The organism is Desulforamulus reducens MI-1, assembly GCF_000016165.1.
In the GTDB taxonomy this organism is placed as follows: domain Bacteria; phylum Bacillota; class Desulfotomaculia; order Desulfotomaculales; family Desulfotomaculaceae; genus Desulfotomaculum; species Desulfotomaculum reducens.
The window spans coordinates 115599-130519 of record NC_009253.1; the positions used below are offsets into that span (position 1 = coordinate 115599).

Sequence of the window (14921 nt, forward strand, 5' to 3'; positions counted from 1 at the left end):
TCAACTCCATCCAGGCTGAAACTATTTGCTCTACTTTCATTAGTTATCTGGACATACAATACATTAGACCAATTCAAAGGTTACCCGTAAGTAAAACATCAAAGGCCCTCGGGGCCATAGTCAGGAGAAGAAATGAAAGGATTATTACGGCCACTAGAATCCACAACTGAATATCAACACTTGCTTCAAGGATTAGAAAAGGGCTTTAGGCAACAAATGGTCTTTGGTCTATCTGGTTCCCAGCGGAGCTATTTATTTGCAGGGCTGGCCCATGGCTGGCAATCTGTTCTTATTGTGACGCCGGGAGAGACCGAAGCGGGCACCCTGGCGGATGATTTAGCCACCCTATTACCAGAGGTTTCTGTGCAGCCCTTCCCGGTATGGCAACTTTTGCCTTATCAAGTATTGGCCCATAGTAATGAAGTTCTTGCCCAACGACTACGGGTGTTGGAGAAACTTTCCACAGGGAAACCCACGGTGGTGGTTACTTCTGTGGATGCTCTCCTGAGAAGATTAACTCCACCAGAGGTTTTTCGTTGTGCGAAGGTAAAACTGTCTCTGGGACAACAGGTAGACCTGGAAAAATTGCGGTTTGAGCTGGTTGAATTAGGCTACACAAGGGTAGACCTGGTGGAGGGAAGAGGACAATTTTCCAGCCGAGGTGGAATTTTAGACATTTACCCCATGTCGGAAGCCTTGCCTGTACGGATTGAATTTTTTGATGACGAAGTGGACTCCATTCGTCACTTCGAGGTTGATAATCAACGTAGTTTAGATAAATTAAAGGAGATCAACATTTCTCCTTGCAGAGAGTTGGTAGTAACGCCCGCAGGGTGGCAGCGGTGTGAAGAAAATTATAGTTTAGAGTTTAAAAATCAACTTAAGAAATTACAGCGTTCCGGTTCGGTGGATGCAGTGCATCAGCTCTCTTCCCAGGGGGCCATGTTGTTGGAACAAATTCGGCGTAGAGTACCCTTTGATGGGATGGAACAACTTTTGTATTACTTCTATCCGGAACCGATTACGCTTTTAGATTATTTCACTGCAGCCCCTCTGTTGTTGGTAGATGACCCCATACGTTTTAAAGAAGTGGCAGAAACCATTCTAAAAGAGAGAAACGAAACATATACGGATTTGTTAGGCAAGGGTAAGGTTTTGCCCGGTTATTTTAGCAGTTATCTGGAGTGGCGGCAACTGTTGGCCTCCATAGAACGCCAGCAGACCATTTTCTGTTCCTTTTTGCCCAGAAACCCGCAATACCTGAGACCACAAAACGTTGTGAATTTTCCAGCCAAGGCTATGCACAGCTTCTTGGGACATGCTGAGGTTTTGGCTGATGAAATTCGACATTGGCGCCGCAGGGGCTATGCCATTACACTACTGGTTTCTTCTGAAGAAAGGGCAGCCAATTTACTAAAAACACTAAAGGATAGCAAAATAGATGCTTTCCGGGTTAAACAGTTGGATCAGGAAGTGCGAGAAGGAAATGTCGTTATAACTGTGGGTCAAATGGCCAATGGTTTTGAACTAATTTCTGCCCGTCTCGTGGTTATTACAGATGCAGAAATATTTGGCCAGCGGAAGAAAGCCCGGAAACAAAGATCGCGTCCTGATGCTAAGATGGAACCCCTGGCAGATTTGAAGGCGGGGGATTATGTTGTTCACGTAAACCATGGTATTGGGCGTTACCTGGGGGTTATTACCCTTGATATTGGAGCGTTGCAAAAGGATTACCTGCAGCTTCAATACGCTGGTGAAGATAAACTCTATGTGCCAACAGATCAAGTGGGTATGCTGCAGAAATACCTTGGGGCCGAATCCGATCACCCCAAACTATCCCGTCTGGGAGGCACTGAATGGTCCAAGGCCAAGGCAAAGGTCCGGGAAGCGGTAAAAGATATGGCCGATGAACTCCTGGCTCTCTACGCTTCCCGCCAGACTGTCAGAGGTCATGCTTTTTCCAAAGATATGCCCTGGCAGGCAGAGTTTGAGGCGTTGTTTCCCTATGAAGAAACACCGGACCAACTACGGGCCATTGGTGAAGTAAAACAGGACATGGAAAAAGTAAGACCCATGGATCGTCTTCTCTGTGGGGACGTAGGATACGGAAAAACGGAGGTAGCCCTAAGGGCAGCCTTTAAGGCAGTGATGGATAACAAACAGGTGGCAGTACTGGTTCCCACCACCATTTTAGCCCAGCAGCACTACAACACCTTTCGGGAACGCTTTGCCAATTACCCCATTCGCATAGAAATGTTATCCCGTTTCCGTACAGCTAAAGAACAGCGTCAGGTATTGGCGGGGCTTGCCACCGGTGAGGTGGATATTGTTGTGGGTACCCATCGATTGGTACAAAATGATATTGTATTTAAGGACCTGGGCCTCCTGGTTGTAGACGAAGAACAACGTTTTGGAGTAAGCCATAAGGAACGGCTGAAACAAATTCGCAAAAATGTTGATGTTTTAACCCTTTCTGCCACACCCATTCCCCGCACCTTGCATATGTCTTTGGTGGGGGTGCGGGACACTAGCCTTTTGGAGACACCACCTGAGGAACGTTTCCCGGTCCAGACTTATGTTTTAGAAGAAGACCCTGTGTTAATTCGGGAGGCTATAAAAAGGGAACTTAACCGGGGAGGCCAAGTTTATTTTGTTCACAATCGGGTCATGGACCTGGATCGACTGGCTGGGTGGTTGCAAAACCTGGTGCCCGAAGCCCGGATTGGTATGGCTCACGGTCAAATGAAGGAAGATGAACTGGAACAAATTATGATCGAGTTTATGGATGGAGAATATGATGTTTTGGTTTGTACCACCATTGTTGAGACTGGCCTGGATATATCCAATGTAAATACTCTCATTGTTAAGGATGCTGATCATTTTGGGCTTTCACAGCTATATCAACTAAGGGGGAGGGTTGGCAGAACCAACCGCTTGGCCTATGCCTATTTCCTCTTTAGAAGGGATAAGGTACTGACGGAGATTAGTGAACGAAGGTTATCTGCCATTCGAGAATTTACTGAATTTGGCTCTGGTTATAAGATTGCCATGCGAGATCTGGAGATTCGTGGGGCAGGGAACATTTTAGGGGCACAACAGCACGGGCATATTGCGGAAGTGGGTTTTGATTTGTATTGCCGTCTGCTGGAAGAGGCTGTGCAGGAGGCCCGGGGGGAAAAGGTTGAAGAGGTGGTTGAAACCTCGGTGGAAATACCGGTGGAGGCCTACGTGCCGGATACCTATGTGCCGGATGGTAACCAAAAGGTCGAACTTTACCGTCGTTTAGCAGCCATGAGGGATTTAGTGGAGATATCCGACCTAGAGGAAGAACTGGTGGACCGTTACGGCGACTTACCCGAAAGTGTTCGTTGCCTGTTACAGGTAACCAAGCTGAAAATCATGGGTCGTGGACTGAAGGTTAAAAGTATTAGCCGCAGCCAGGGGAGTTTTCGGATACTGTTTGTACCAGAGGCCCCTTTAGATGGTGAGAAACTGGTGAGTATCAGTGAGAAATACAAGAACAATGTAAAGTTTCATACCTCCTCCGAAGGTTTTGAGATAAAGCTGATAACTAAGGATAAGGGTGATGTTTCCCTTAGAAAATTAGAACAGTTGGAGAGTTTTATGGGCCGGCTGAAATAACTTGCCGGCCTATCTTGATCGTTGTATAATGGCCATATTATGTAAAAGGGGGATTTGTGCAGTGAAAAATAAATTTCTACAAGGTTGTATACCGATTTTTCTTAGCCTGTTACTCTTGCTCACAGGCTGTGCCAATAATAAGGCCAACGTGGTGGCAACCGTTAATGGGAAGGACATTACCCGACAACAATTGGACAAACAAACAAACCAAATGGTTGAGAGATATAAGCAGCAGGGTTTTGATTTGACCACTAAAGAGAACAAAGCCATGAAGGAGCAACTAGAGCAAAGTATTTTAGATGATATGATTACCAAAGAACTGCTGTTACAAGAGGCTGAAAAGCAAAAGTTAATCCCGGCCAAGGAAGCTATTGATAAAAATATGGCAGAGATTAAAAAGGGTTTTCCCAACGAAGAGGAATATAAGAAGGCATTGGAAGAAAGTAAAGTAACCGAGGCTGAATTGAGAGAACAGCTGATTTTAGATGAATCCTCCAGGAAGCTTTACGAGAAAGTTACAGCGGATGTTAAGAAGCCCACTGATGAGGAAATTACCAAGTTCTATAATGAGAATAAGGGCAGGGAGCCCATTGGCACACCGGAACGTCTAGAGGTAAAGCACATGCTGTTTGCCATTAACAGTGACCAACCGGGTGTTCCTAAACGTGGTGAAAAGGAAGCCCTAGAAGCTGCTAAGTTGGCTCTGGCTGAGGTAACACAAAAGGGACGGGACTTTGGGGTGGTGGCCCGGGAAAAATCCGATGACCTGGGGACCCGTGAAAATGGTGGTAGCTACACCATTGATAGGGGTGCCAATACTACTGATCCAGCCTTTGAAAAAGCCGCAGAGAACCTGAAGCCCGGAGAGATTACCAAAGAGCCTGTAAAAAGTGCCTACGGCTTTCATATTATTAAATTAGAGAAAGTAACCCCTGCTTCTACAAAAGCCCTCACGGAAGTTAAGGATAGCATAGCAGCTCAATTGGAGGGTGAAGCAAAACAAGCCAAATTCACCCAATTTATTGATAATTTAAGAAAAAATGCTAAAATTAATAACAAGTTAGCCCCAAAAACAGAGGATTCGTCAAAAAAATAGCTAAAAAACGAAAAGACGAAAATAAACTTCTAACAATGGAAAATTATGAATAACACCTTCCCTCCCGTTATATACTATCAATGAAAGTTAATCCGCGTAGATTATGCAGAAAAAGGAGGGAAGGAATCATATATGAAAGCAACGGGTATTGTTCGTCGTATTGACGATTTAGGACGAGTGGTTATACCAAAAGAAATTAGAAGAACCCTAAGGATTCGTGAAGGTGACCCCCTTGAAATTTTTGTCGATCGGGAAGGTGAAGTAATCCTCAAAAAATATTCACCCATCGGAGAATTAGGTGATTTCGCAAAAGAGTACGCAGATTCGTTATATGAAGCCCTCGGCCATATTGCCTGTATTGCAGACCGAGATACTATCATTGCCGTGGCTGGGGCTCCGAAAAAAGAATTTATTAATAAGCCCATTGGTCCCAATGTAGAAAAAGTAATGGAAGATCGCAAAGCGGTGGTTATTAATACCCCGGGTAACGATCCACATTGTAAAGAATGCGGCATCACTGAGGACGGCGAGTGTAAATACTCTTCGGAAGTTATTGCACCGATTATCTCTGAAGGTGATCCAATTGGAGCGGTTATCCTAGCCTCCAAAGATCCCGATGTTAAAATGGGAGAAATGGAACTTAAATTGGCTGAAACTGCTGCTGGTTTTCTTGCTAAACAAATGGAACAATAAAGAGAACACGGGCCGATAAGGCCCTTTTTTCTTTTTGCTTGGGAAAGTAAAAAATTTTCTTGCATACGTAAGGGCAACCAAAGCTTACGCTATTGCCTAAAGGGTTTAGTTCCGATAGGGTATGGTATAAGCCAAGTTTTCTTTAGTCATAAAATTGGCTTTTGTAACTGGATGGCTGTGGAATGGGGCTATGAAGATCATTTAGGAGAAAGGTAGGTGTAATGGATAAATGGACAAGTTAATTACAGTTGTTGGTCTTGGCCCGGGCGACCCTGGGATGCTTCCCTTACAGGTATGGGAACTTCTTAATGGTGGCTTACCTGTTTATTTGCGGACAGAGGTTCACCCTACCGTTGACTGGTTAAAACAGAAAGGAGTAAAATTCTCCAGCATGGATCACCATTATGATCATGCAACAACCTTTGAAGAAGTTTACTCCAACATTGCCCAGGAGATATTGGAGGTAGCTGAACAGACTCCAGTGGTTTACGGGGTACCGGGGCATCCTATGGTTGCGGAGGACTCTGTGCGGAGGGTGCTGGAGTTGGCGGCAGCCAGGGGCATCCCTACACGTGTAATTCCCGCTATGAGCTTTATAGATGCGTTGTCAGCAACCCTTGGCATTGATCCCTGTAAAGGTCTACATATTGTTGATGCCCTTAGGCTGGACGTACAGCAACCGGATCCCTTAGTGGGTACCATTGTCACCCAGATCTATGATCGAATGACTGCTGGAGAAACAAAGCTAAGCATCATGGATCATTATCCCGATGAACATATGATCACTGTTGTACGAGCAGCGGGAGTACCCAAGGAAGAAAGGGTTCAGCGAATACCTTTATACGAATTAGACCGACTGGACTGGATCGATCACTTAACCAGTTTGTATATCGAACCTTTAACTAAAGGTTCCGAGCATCAGAAGTTTAACCAGCCGGAAATACAAAACACAGAGGGTTCTTTCCCCCTGGATCCGCTGATAGAGGTCATGGTTACCCTGCGGGAAGAAAATGGTTGCCCCTGGGACCGAGAGCAAACCCATAAAAGTCTTAAACCCTATTTAATTGAGGAAACCTATGAGGTTCTTGAGGCCTTGGAACAAGGGCAAATGTATAAAATTTGTGAAGAATTGGGAGACTTATTATTACAAATCGTTTTTCATGCACAAATTGCTAGCGAAAATAAACAATTTAACATGAATGATGTAGTCCAGTCCATTACGGAGAAAATGATAAGAAGACATCCTCATGTTTTTGGATCCACCCGTGTAGAAGACAGTCAGGAAGTATTGGTGAACTGGGACAAAATAAAGACCCAGGAGCAGGGGGCGCAAGCCAATGAACAGCCTTATTTATCAGGAGTCCCGAGGGCCTTACCGGCCTTGTTACGTGCCCAGAAAGTACAATCAAAGGCAGCTCGAATTGGCTTTGACTGGCCAGATTATACTGGTGCAGTGGATAAAGTTAAAGAAGAGTTACAAGAAGTACTTCAGGAAATAGGGACAGGTTGTACAGAGGCCTTGTCAGAAGAAGTGGGAGATTTACTTTTTGCGGTGGTAAACCTAGCGAGGCTGCTCAAGATTGAGGCTGAGGATGCTCTCTCCTTAACAACAAACAAGTTTATACAAAGGTTCTACTATATTGAGCAAAAAGCATCTGATGCAGGTAAAAAGTTAACAGAGTTAACCCTAGAGCAAATGGATTTATGGTGGGAAGAAGCCAAAATATTGAAAAAACAAGAAAAATAGGAGGAAATATTTGCTTCTAGGAAGGAAAAGCTAATAAAATAGCGAAATAGCAAAAAATAGTTTATTCTGAGTTCAAGGAGGGTCCTTATTTGAACAAGGCCGAGCTGATTTCTGCAGTAGCAGAAAAAACCGAATTGAGTAAGAAAGACGCCGAAAAGGCAGTTTCTGCTGTCCTTGGTAGCATTGAAGAAGCTTTAGCAAAGGGTGATAAGATTCAACTGGTGGGTTTTGGTACCTTTGAATCCAAACCTCGCAAAGCCCGTGAAGGCCGCAACCCACAAACCGGGGATACCATTCAAATCCCTGCCACCAGAGTGCCTGTATTCAAAGCAGGTAAAGTGTTAAAGGATGCTGTGGCAAATCTCCCTGTAGAATAATTTCGGGGGTTCTAAATTGAGATTAGACAAATTCCTCAAAGTCTCTAGGGTTATTAAACGCCGTACTTTAGCCAAAGAAGTGTGTGATGGTGGTCATGTGCAGGTGAATAATCGTGCGGCTAAAGCGGGGCTTGAGGTTAAGCCAGGAGATAAGGTTGAGATTAATTTTGGCTCGAGAAAGCTGTCATTTAAGATTTTAGAAGTAAAGGAAACAGTTCCTGTAAAAGAGGCAGCAAGCCTTTACGAAATTATTGAGTAATTTATAAATACTGGGGTACTTTGGGAAACCAAAGTACCTCTGTTATTTTTAGTACATTAAACAGTATTAAATCTTCTAACATATTTTTATTTTCAGGTGTAGAGAATATAGCAAACAGAGAAAATGGAGGGAGTTCAACTTGAGAAAACAAAGTTTGCTAATCTTCACCTTAATTTTGTTGGTAACAATGTTTGCCGGAGGGTGCAAGCAAGCGGCCAAAAAACCTCAGGCACCGACGCCGGAACGGTTCAAAGAAGAGCCAACAATAAGCCTATATAACAATGAAACCGGTCAAAAGCAGCAAATAAAACTAGAGAAATATGTAACCGGTGTTGTGGCAGCCGAAATGGACCCCCAATGGCCCGTGGATGCTTTGGCAGCCCAGGCGATCTTGGCTCGTACATTTACCATGGAAAACATTAAATCCAGTCGGGTAAAGGGTCTCCATGGAACGGATGTATCGACCAGTGTTGAGGAATCCCAGGCCTATGATCCATCTCGAATTAATGAAAATGTTAGGCAGGCTGTGGCGAAAACCAGAGGGCAGGTTATTACCTATCAAGGAAACTATATTAAGGCCTGGTTCTCTGCCAGCAATGGTGGTAAAACTGCCAGTGCTGCCGAAGGGTTAGCCTATCACAAAACCCCTACTCCGTATATTAAGGCCAATATAAATGACCCAATGTCCGTTCAAAATACTTTGCCGGATATAAAACAATGGACTGCCACCATTCCAGGCTATAAAGTGCGCGAAGCAGTAAAAAGTGTATCTGGTACCGATCCTGGCCCCCTAACATCGGCCAGCATTGCGGAGAAAGGTTCTTCGGGTAGGGCGATAAAGATAAAAATTAATCAGACTATCATAGGAGGCCCTGCATTCCGTCTGGCTGTGGGAAGCACAGAAGTCCGATCGATGTTCTTAACCAACGTAGCTGTCCAAAATGGTAGTCTTGTGCTAACCGGTAAAGGCTATGGTCACGGAGTTGGAATGTCCCAATGGGGTGCTAAGAATATGGCTGAACAGGGGACTTCACCGCAAGATATTATAAAGTTTTATTTTAAGGATATAAAAATTAACAAGCTATACGATTAAAAAACTCTCAAACAACCTGCTGGCAACAGGTTGTTTTTCTTTTCTAAATTGAGAAAAAGCTGGTACACCTGTCTGCTCTTGTCATACCCCTGGGACGACAAGCATATATTTTTATCGTGGATATTACCGTGGTCGAAGTCCGCTGTGAACGGAGGGGTACTGTGGAAGAATACGAAAAACATATTTTAAGTATTGAGGGACGTAAGAAATTAAAGCTAGCAGGAGTACAGCACGTAGGTAGTTTTGATGAACAGGAGATAACCTTGGATACCAATATGGGGGTTCTGCAATTAAAAGGGGAGGGAATGCATATCACCCATCTTAACTTGGATGAGGGTAGCTTGGTAGTGGAGGGTTATATCAATGGCTTAGAATACATCGAAGGGAAATCCACCAAAGCTAATAAGGCCAGGGGAAAAAGTTTTATTAATCGAATACTTAAGTAACACACTAAACGGACAGGTGGTGCAGCAATTGGTTCCCTTGCAGGATCAGTTTTATTATTTTATTTTAACAATTTTAATTGGTATGGTGGCGGGGTTCTGTTATGACCTGTACAAGGTAACCAGGGGTACTTTAAGGCTGCGAAAGATCGGGACCGCTCTGGGGGATATTTTTTTCTGGCTTATCCTTACAGGTGTAGTATTCATATTGCTTTTACTGGGAAACTGGGGCGAAGTTCGCCTCTATGTTTTACTCGGTTTACTCTTGGGAGCGGTGCTTTATTTAAATGTTTTCAGTCATCTAACCACTACAATGATTCACAAGATTTTTAAGACACTTCGCCAGATATGGATAGGAATATTAAAGACACTTTCCTTTCTGTGGAAAATGATCTGCCTGCCCTTTAAAGGACTATATCTGCTGGTGGCCCTTCCCTTGGGGTTTATTGTACACTTAATGGGGAAAACTGTTACGGTCAGTAAAAGAATTATGGCAAAATTATTTGGTGGACCCATGAAGAAGCTCAAAGGAGGTTTTTGGAAACGATTAGTGTCGATATTTCCTGTATTTGAATACAAAAATAAGAAATAACAGGACTATCGTCCTGTTTTCTCGTTTTTTTAAATAATTTCTTTTTGATTTTTCACAAAACAATCTGGTAAAAATTTGGGTTTGTAGTAAAATTGTAATGAAAACGTAGTAAATTTGTACACGCCCTGTGTATATCTTGTGGATAAACTGTGGATTCCGGGTCGGGGGTAAAGTAGCGTGCAGTTGGAGATACGAGGAGCTGAAAAACTTAGTTTCCGGGAACGCCAGGTAGTAGCCCTTAAGGAAATGGGTTATTCTACCGATAAAATTGCAGCCAAGTTAAACCTAAGTCCCAGTTCGGTTGCTACTTTGTTTAATCGTGCTAAATCAAAAGGATATCAGGTAGTTATTGTTATATCCGGAGATAGCCTGGGTTTGTTTGGGCCTGAGGAGGAGGAAATAGATAAATGATTTCCACTGGAAAAGGAAAGGTAACAGAACTTAGACTTCACAGTGACAATCGAGATCCAGAGAAAACGGTCCGGCGGGGAAAAAAGAGCGGTAATTTTATGTTACTTCTTACCGTAGCCTGTGTTTGTTATATGGTTTTCTCACTGTACAATCAGTTTACCCGCATGAATACCATGCAGAGTAGTATGAAAACCTTACAAACTCAGGTGGAAGAATTAAAAAACAGGAATGAAGCATTAAGGACTGAAATTAAACAGATCAAATCTGAAGCCTATATTGAGCAAGCCGCCAGGGAGCAGTTAGGACTTGTCAAACCAGGGGAAACTTTGGTTGTCCCTACACAGCCAAAACAGACAAGTACAGCTTCGGAGCAAAAAAAATCTTCTAAGTCTGAGGAAGCCGGTGCAGAGGCATTTGATATAAAGTATAAAAACATCTATGATTGATTTAAAAGTATTCGTATTGACACCTATAATACTATTACAATATACTTTTATTAAGTAAAAGTTGGTTTGCCAATTAAGGAGGGCACTTGCAAGTAAATGTCTTTGGAACAAGGAAGTATTGTAGAGGGAATTGTTACAGGGATCACCAATTTCGGTGCGTTTGTGGAGTTACCGGGAGGCCAGACCGGGCTAGTGCACATATCTGAGGTTGCCGAAGTCTATGTTAAAGACATTAATGAGTTTTTGAAGGTTAACGACAAAGTAAAAGTAAGGATTATATCGGTGGACCCGAAGGGGAAAATAGGTTTATCCATAAAACAAGCGAATCCCTCAGCTAACAGGGGTAATCGCAAACCAAAATTCCAACCTTCCTTCGAAGATAAGCTGGCCAAGTTTATGAAAGAAAGTGATGAACGGTTATCTGACCTTAAACGGCAGACCGATTCAAAAAGGGGCGGACGAGGCTCCAAGTTTTAAAAGGCAGTCTAATAAGCATTCCCTATATCAGGGAATGCTTATTTGTATGTAAAGACAGGAGGGTAAACCATGCGTCTTGCCAGCATCGATGTCGGAACAAATTCAACACGTTTTTTGCTTGCAGAGGTCAATAAAAATCAATTATCCGTAAAGAAAAGTGGCCTCATTACCACACGATTGGGGCAGGGGATCAATGAAGGTAGACTATTACCCGAGGCCATGGAGAGAACTGTCTTGGCCATTGAAACATTTCTAGAGGAAATGGCAACCTTTAAACCCCAGGCAATTATGACAGCTGCCACCAGTGCAGTGAGAGACGCTTGCAACCGGGATGAATTTTTACAATTGGTTTACGCAAGAACGGGTCTAAAAGTTAAGATTTACACAGGTGAAGCAGAGGCTGCTGCCAGTTATGCCGGCGTTCTTAGTGGGTTACCCATTGAAGAAAGCGCCACTGTGGTAATGGATGTGGGAGGCGGAAGTACAGAATTTATCTGGCAAGATCCGAAGGGGATTCATTATATCAGCCTTCCTGTGGGGGCTGTACGAATGACCGAAGGGGCCCACAGTGAAGAGCAGATAGAACAAATTATGGCGGAAACCCTAAACAAGGTTAAGGCACGGCAAGGGGAGGAATTTTCCCTGGTGGCGGTGGGCGGTACTGCCACTACCCTGGCAGCAATGTCCCTGGAATTAGTTCAATACCGTTCGGAACTTGTGCATGGGTTTTTTATATCCAGGGCAGAAATCCTTAGTTTATTAAAGCGTTTAAAGGAAGCGGGTCCCGAGGGAAGAAAAAAAATAGTTGGTTTACAGCCCCAACGGGCGGATATCATTACAGCGGGTGTCAGCATTGTAAGAAATGTGGTTGAGGCCTTGGACCTACCGGGATTGACGGTTTCCGAGAGTGATATCCTACACGGGTTAATTTTAGAACTATATCATAAGATGTCGAAATAAAAACTGGAATAACCTACCAATAATGACAGAAAATTTCCATCCCCTATACTATAATGAAGCAAAGCTGACAATGTAAGGGGTGGACTGGTTGTTAGAACGCACGGATATATATACCTACCAAAGGTCGGGTCGAGGTTCAGATAAAAAGAAAGAAACAAAATTTCGTAAGGGAGCAGTCAAGGCTAAAAAATTGGAAAATGGTGCAAAGGGTTTTTCATTAGCCTTTATTGGACGAGCCTTAACCAAAGAAAAAGTGCTGCTTTATGTACTGGGTTTCTTCTTAGGACGGGCGGTTCTTTTAGGGGAACTTTCTCCCTTTGGGAGCAGTTTTGTTTGTGCGACTGTCTGGTGCTTTGGTCCTTTACCATTGGTGCCCCTGTCTGTTATTGGCGGGTTGTTAACTGTTTCCGCGGGCAGTCAGTTTTGGAGTCTTTCCATCATTGTTGTGGCGATTTTTTTTATCCTATTATCGATAAAACCCCAGGTGAATAGACCAAAGATTGTACTGCCGGGGGTCGTTGTTGTTACAACCCTTACTGTAAAAAGTATTTTGATCAGCTTTCAAGGTCCGGCACTCTATCCATATATTACAGCCAGCTTTGAGTCAATATTTGCCGGGGTCCTTACCTTTATGTATCTGCAGGCCCTGGCTCCCTTTGCCAGGGGAACAATGACCCATCGTACCATGGGCGGAGAGACCGTTTTTTGTTTTTTATTGTTATTAGCAGGGGTCATTGCCGGGACTGGTGATCTGGCATATGACTGCCTGACCCTGCGGGGGATTCTTAGTCGTGTTGTTATTCTTTTAGGTGCTTTCCTGGGAGGGGCAGGAATAGGGGCTGCCACGGGAGCTGTAACTGGCGTTATTCCGGGTCTAGCCTTTGTGGTTACACCAGCTATTGTAGGGGCCTATTCCTTTGCCGGGGTGGTGGCTGGAACTGTTAGGGGTTTCGGTAAATTAGCTGTGGCAGTGGGCTTTCTATTGGGAAACATTGTACTGGCTGTCTATGTATCAAATTATGGAGATCTTCGGGGTGTAATAACTGAAACAGCCATTGCCAGTGTGATCTTTGTATTGTTCCCTTTGAGACTGCAGGAACGGATTATGGAACACTTGCCAAAGGCAAGGCAGGAAGCTGTACCGACAAGGCCGGTACAGGATAGCCGATTAAGGGAATTAACAGTGGACCGTATTCGTAATTGGGGAGCCATATTTACGGAACTATCAAGAAGCTTTGAGCAGGTTTCTAGTAATGTTCAGAAGAGTCAGGAGGAACATGGCCTGCAGCAATTATTTACAGAAGTTAGTAAAAAGGTATGCGAGGGTTGTGCTCTTTACCGAACTTGCTGGGAAAGGGATTTTTATCGTACTTATCAGAATATGCTGGACATGCTTTCTACAGTTGAATTACAAGGGAAAATTACCATGGAAGATCTTTCTGATGACTTAAAAAAACGTTGTGCAAGGCTAAAAGAGATGTCGATCACCCTTACCTGCCTTTATGAAACTTACAAAGTAAATAAGTATTGGCATCAGCGACTGTTGGAAAGTAGAGAACTGGTAGCGGAGCAGCTTAAGGGTATATCCCAAATTATGGAAAGCATGTCCAGCGAACTAGAATTTGATGTGGAATTGGATGGAGAGATTGATGAGGCTCTTACGAACCAGTTTGCTAAGATAGGAGTTCCAGTGCAGGATGTTTATACGTTACACAAAGAAGACGGGTTAATGGAAGTGGGTGTAGTAAAGCGGGCTTGCCGGGGAGAAATGGAATGCCGTTTTACCATTGCACCGATTGTTTCTAAAGTCCTAGGGAGGGGCTTTTATGTTGCCAGCACCAACTGTCAACTTCAAGGTGATAACGATAGTTGCTCCTTTAAGCTTTATCCAGCTTTGAAGTACAGTTTAGACATAGGAGTAGCAAAGGTTGGCAAGGATGGTAATGCTGTATGTGGTGACAGCCATTCCATCTTGCAATTAAAGGAAGGCCGTATGGCCCTGGTTCTATCCGATGGCATGGGCACTGGTCCTAAGGCCGCCAAGGAAAGCGGGACCATTATTTCTTTGCTGGAACACTTATTAGAGTCCGGTTTTAGTCAGGACTTGGCTGTAAAAACAGTAAACTCGATTATGATGCTAAGAACAGCCGAAGAAACCTTTTCTACGGTGGATATGGCAGTTGTGGACCTATACAATGGAAATGGAACCTTTTTAAAGATTGGTGCCGTTCCCAGTTATATTATCAGAGGACGCCGGGTGGCAATTATCAAAACCAGTGCTCTGCCGGTGGGTGTAGTGGAAAACTTGCAATTTGTTTCGGTGAGCAAAGGGTTGGAAGAGGGAGACCTACTGGTTATGCTCAGTGATGGAGTGCTTGATGCTTACCGGGGTACCGATGCAGATCAAGATCAGTGGATCACCGGTATTTTACAGAATTTGGGCAAAATTGGTGCTCAGGAAGCCTCGGAGGTTATTATGGAACTGGCCCAAAGTACTGCCGGTGGAAGGATACCCGATGATATGACTGTAATAGTTGCTAGAGTCCTGCCTTCGGAAACATAACCTATAGAGAGAGGTGACCTGTTCACCTCTCTCTTTTAGGTTGTCAGGAAGTATAATACTTTCGATATGCATGAAGGAAGCTAGGGCAGGTACTGCACCGGAAGGAATCTGGGGTCCCTTCG

At 43.9% G+C, this 14921-nt stretch carries 14 protein-coding genes; all 14 read left to right on the forward strand.

Features of this window, described 5'->3' with window-relative positions:
- Nucleotides 1-132 precede the first annotated feature (132 nt).
- The 14 genes from mfd (at nt 133) to spoIIE (ending at nt 14799) form a co-directional block, all read left to right on the forward strand.
- The gene (gene mfd, locus DRED_RS00605) at nt 133-3642 is read left to right on the forward strand and encodes a transcription-repair coupling factor (protein WP_011876505.1); all 3510 of its coding nucleotides are present in this window, start codon (nt 133-135) and stop codon (nt 3640-3642) included.
- Between the two features lie 61 nt (nt 3643-3703).
- Entirely contained in the window at nt 3704-4738 is a 1035-nt protein-coding gene (locus DRED_RS00610) for a peptidylprolyl isomerase (protein ID WP_011876506.1), read from the forward strand.
- Nucleotides 4739-4870: 132 nt separating this feature from the next.
- A complete protein-coding gene (gene spoVT, locus DRED_RS00615; RefSeq protein WP_011876507.1) occupies nt 4871-5431 on the forward strand; it encodes a stage V sporulation protein T in 561 nt (186 codons plus the stop codon).
- A gap of 229 nt (nt 5432-5660) precedes the next feature.
- A complete protein-coding gene (yabN, locus tag DRED_RS00620; protein ID WP_011876508.1) occupies nt 5661-7178 on the forward strand; it encodes a bifunctional methyltransferase/pyrophosphohydrolase YabN in 1518 nt (505 codons plus the stop codon).
- Nucleotides 7179-7234: 56 nt separating this feature from the next.
- Nucleotides 7235-7555 carry an HU family DNA-binding protein gene (locus tag DRED_RS00625; protein WP_274376913.1) on the forward strand — a complete coding sequence of 107 codons (321 nt, stop codon included), beginning with the start codon at nt 7235-7237 and terminating at the stop codon, nt 7553-7555.
- Between the two features lie 16 nt (nt 7556-7571).
- The gene (locus DRED_RS00630) at nt 7572-7814 is read left to right on the forward strand and encodes an RNA-binding S4 domain-containing protein (protein ID WP_011876510.1); all 243 of its coding nucleotides are present in this window, start codon (nt 7572-7574) and stop codon (nt 7812-7814) included.
- A 139-nt stretch (nt 7815-7953) separates the two neighbouring features.
- Nucleotides 7954-8907 carry a SpoIID/LytB domain-containing protein gene (locus DRED_RS00635; protein ID WP_011876511.1) on the forward strand — a complete coding sequence of 318 codons (954 nt, stop codon included), beginning with the start codon at nt 7954-7956 and terminating at the stop codon, nt 8905-8907.
- A gap of 161 nt (nt 8908-9068) precedes the next feature.
- The gene (gene yabP, locus DRED_RS00640) at nt 9069-9353 is read left to right on the forward strand and encodes a sporulation protein YabP (protein WP_011876512.1); all 285 of its coding nucleotides are present in this window, start codon (nt 9069-9071) and stop codon (nt 9351-9353) included.
- Nucleotides 9354-9372: 19 nt separating this feature from the next.
- A complete protein-coding gene (gene yabQ / locus DRED_RS00645) occupies nt 9373-9942 on the forward strand; it encodes a spore cortex biosynthesis protein YabQ (RefSeq protein ID WP_238442598.1) in 570 nt (189 codons plus the stop codon).
- Between the two features lie 177 nt (nt 9943-10119).
- On the forward strand, nt 10120-10353 hold the full coding sequence (locus DRED_RS00650) for a helix-turn-helix transcriptional regulator (RefSeq protein WP_011876514.1): 234 nt from the start codon (nt 10120-10122) through the stop codon (nt 10351-10353).
- Complete coding sequence (locus tag DRED_RS00655; protein ID WP_011876515.1) at nt 10350-10799, forward strand: FtsB family cell division protein; 450 nt, start codon at nt 10350-10352, stop codon at nt 10797-10799. Before DRED_RS00650 ends, DRED_RS00655 begins: the two co-directional genes overlap by 4 nt.
- 96 nt (nt 10800-10895) lie before the next feature.
- On the forward strand, nt 10896-11276 hold the full coding sequence (locus tag DRED_RS00660) for a S1 RNA-binding domain-containing protein (RefSeq protein WP_011876516.1): 381 nt from the start codon (nt 10896-10898) through the stop codon (nt 11274-11276).
- Nucleotides 11277-11345: 69 nt separating this feature from the next.
- A complete protein-coding gene (locus DRED_RS00665; protein ID WP_011876517.1) occupies nt 11346-12236 on the forward strand; it encodes a Ppx/GppA phosphatase family protein in 891 nt (296 codons plus the stop codon).
- A 79-nt stretch (nt 12237-12315) separates the two neighbouring features.
- The gene (spoIIE, locus tag DRED_RS00670; RefSeq protein ID WP_238442551.1) at nt 12316-14799 is read left to right on the forward strand and encodes a stage II sporulation protein E; all 2484 of its coding nucleotides are present in this window, start codon (nt 12316-12318) and stop codon (nt 14797-14799) included.
- The last annotated feature ends 122 nt before the right edge of the window (nt 14800-14921 follow it).

Excerpts from the sequence above, each read along its gene's own strand:
- DRED_RS00655 (WP_011876515.1), top strand. The coding sequence starts at position 10,350 with ATGATTTCCACTGGAAAAGGAAAGGTAACAGAACTTAGACTTCACAGT.
- DRED_RS00660 (WP_011876516.1), top strand. The coding sequence starts at position 10,896 with ATGTCTTTGGAACAAGGAAGTATTGTAGAGGGAATTGTTACAGGGATC.
- mfd (WP_011876505.1), top strand. The coding sequence starts at position 133 with ATGAAAGGATTATTACGGCCACTAGAATCCACAACTGAATATCAACAC.
- yabN (WP_011876508.1), top strand. The coding sequence starts at position 5,661 with ATGGACAAGTTAATTACAGTTGTTGGTCTTGGCCCGGGCGACCCTGGG.
- spoVT (WP_011876507.1), top strand. The coding sequence starts at position 4,871 with ATGAAAGCAACGGGTATTGTTCGTCGTATTGACGATTTAGGACGAGTG.
- DRED_RS00665 (WP_011876517.1), top strand. The coding sequence starts at position 11,346 with ATGCGTCTTGCCAGCATCGATGTCGGAACAAATTCAACACGTTTTTTG.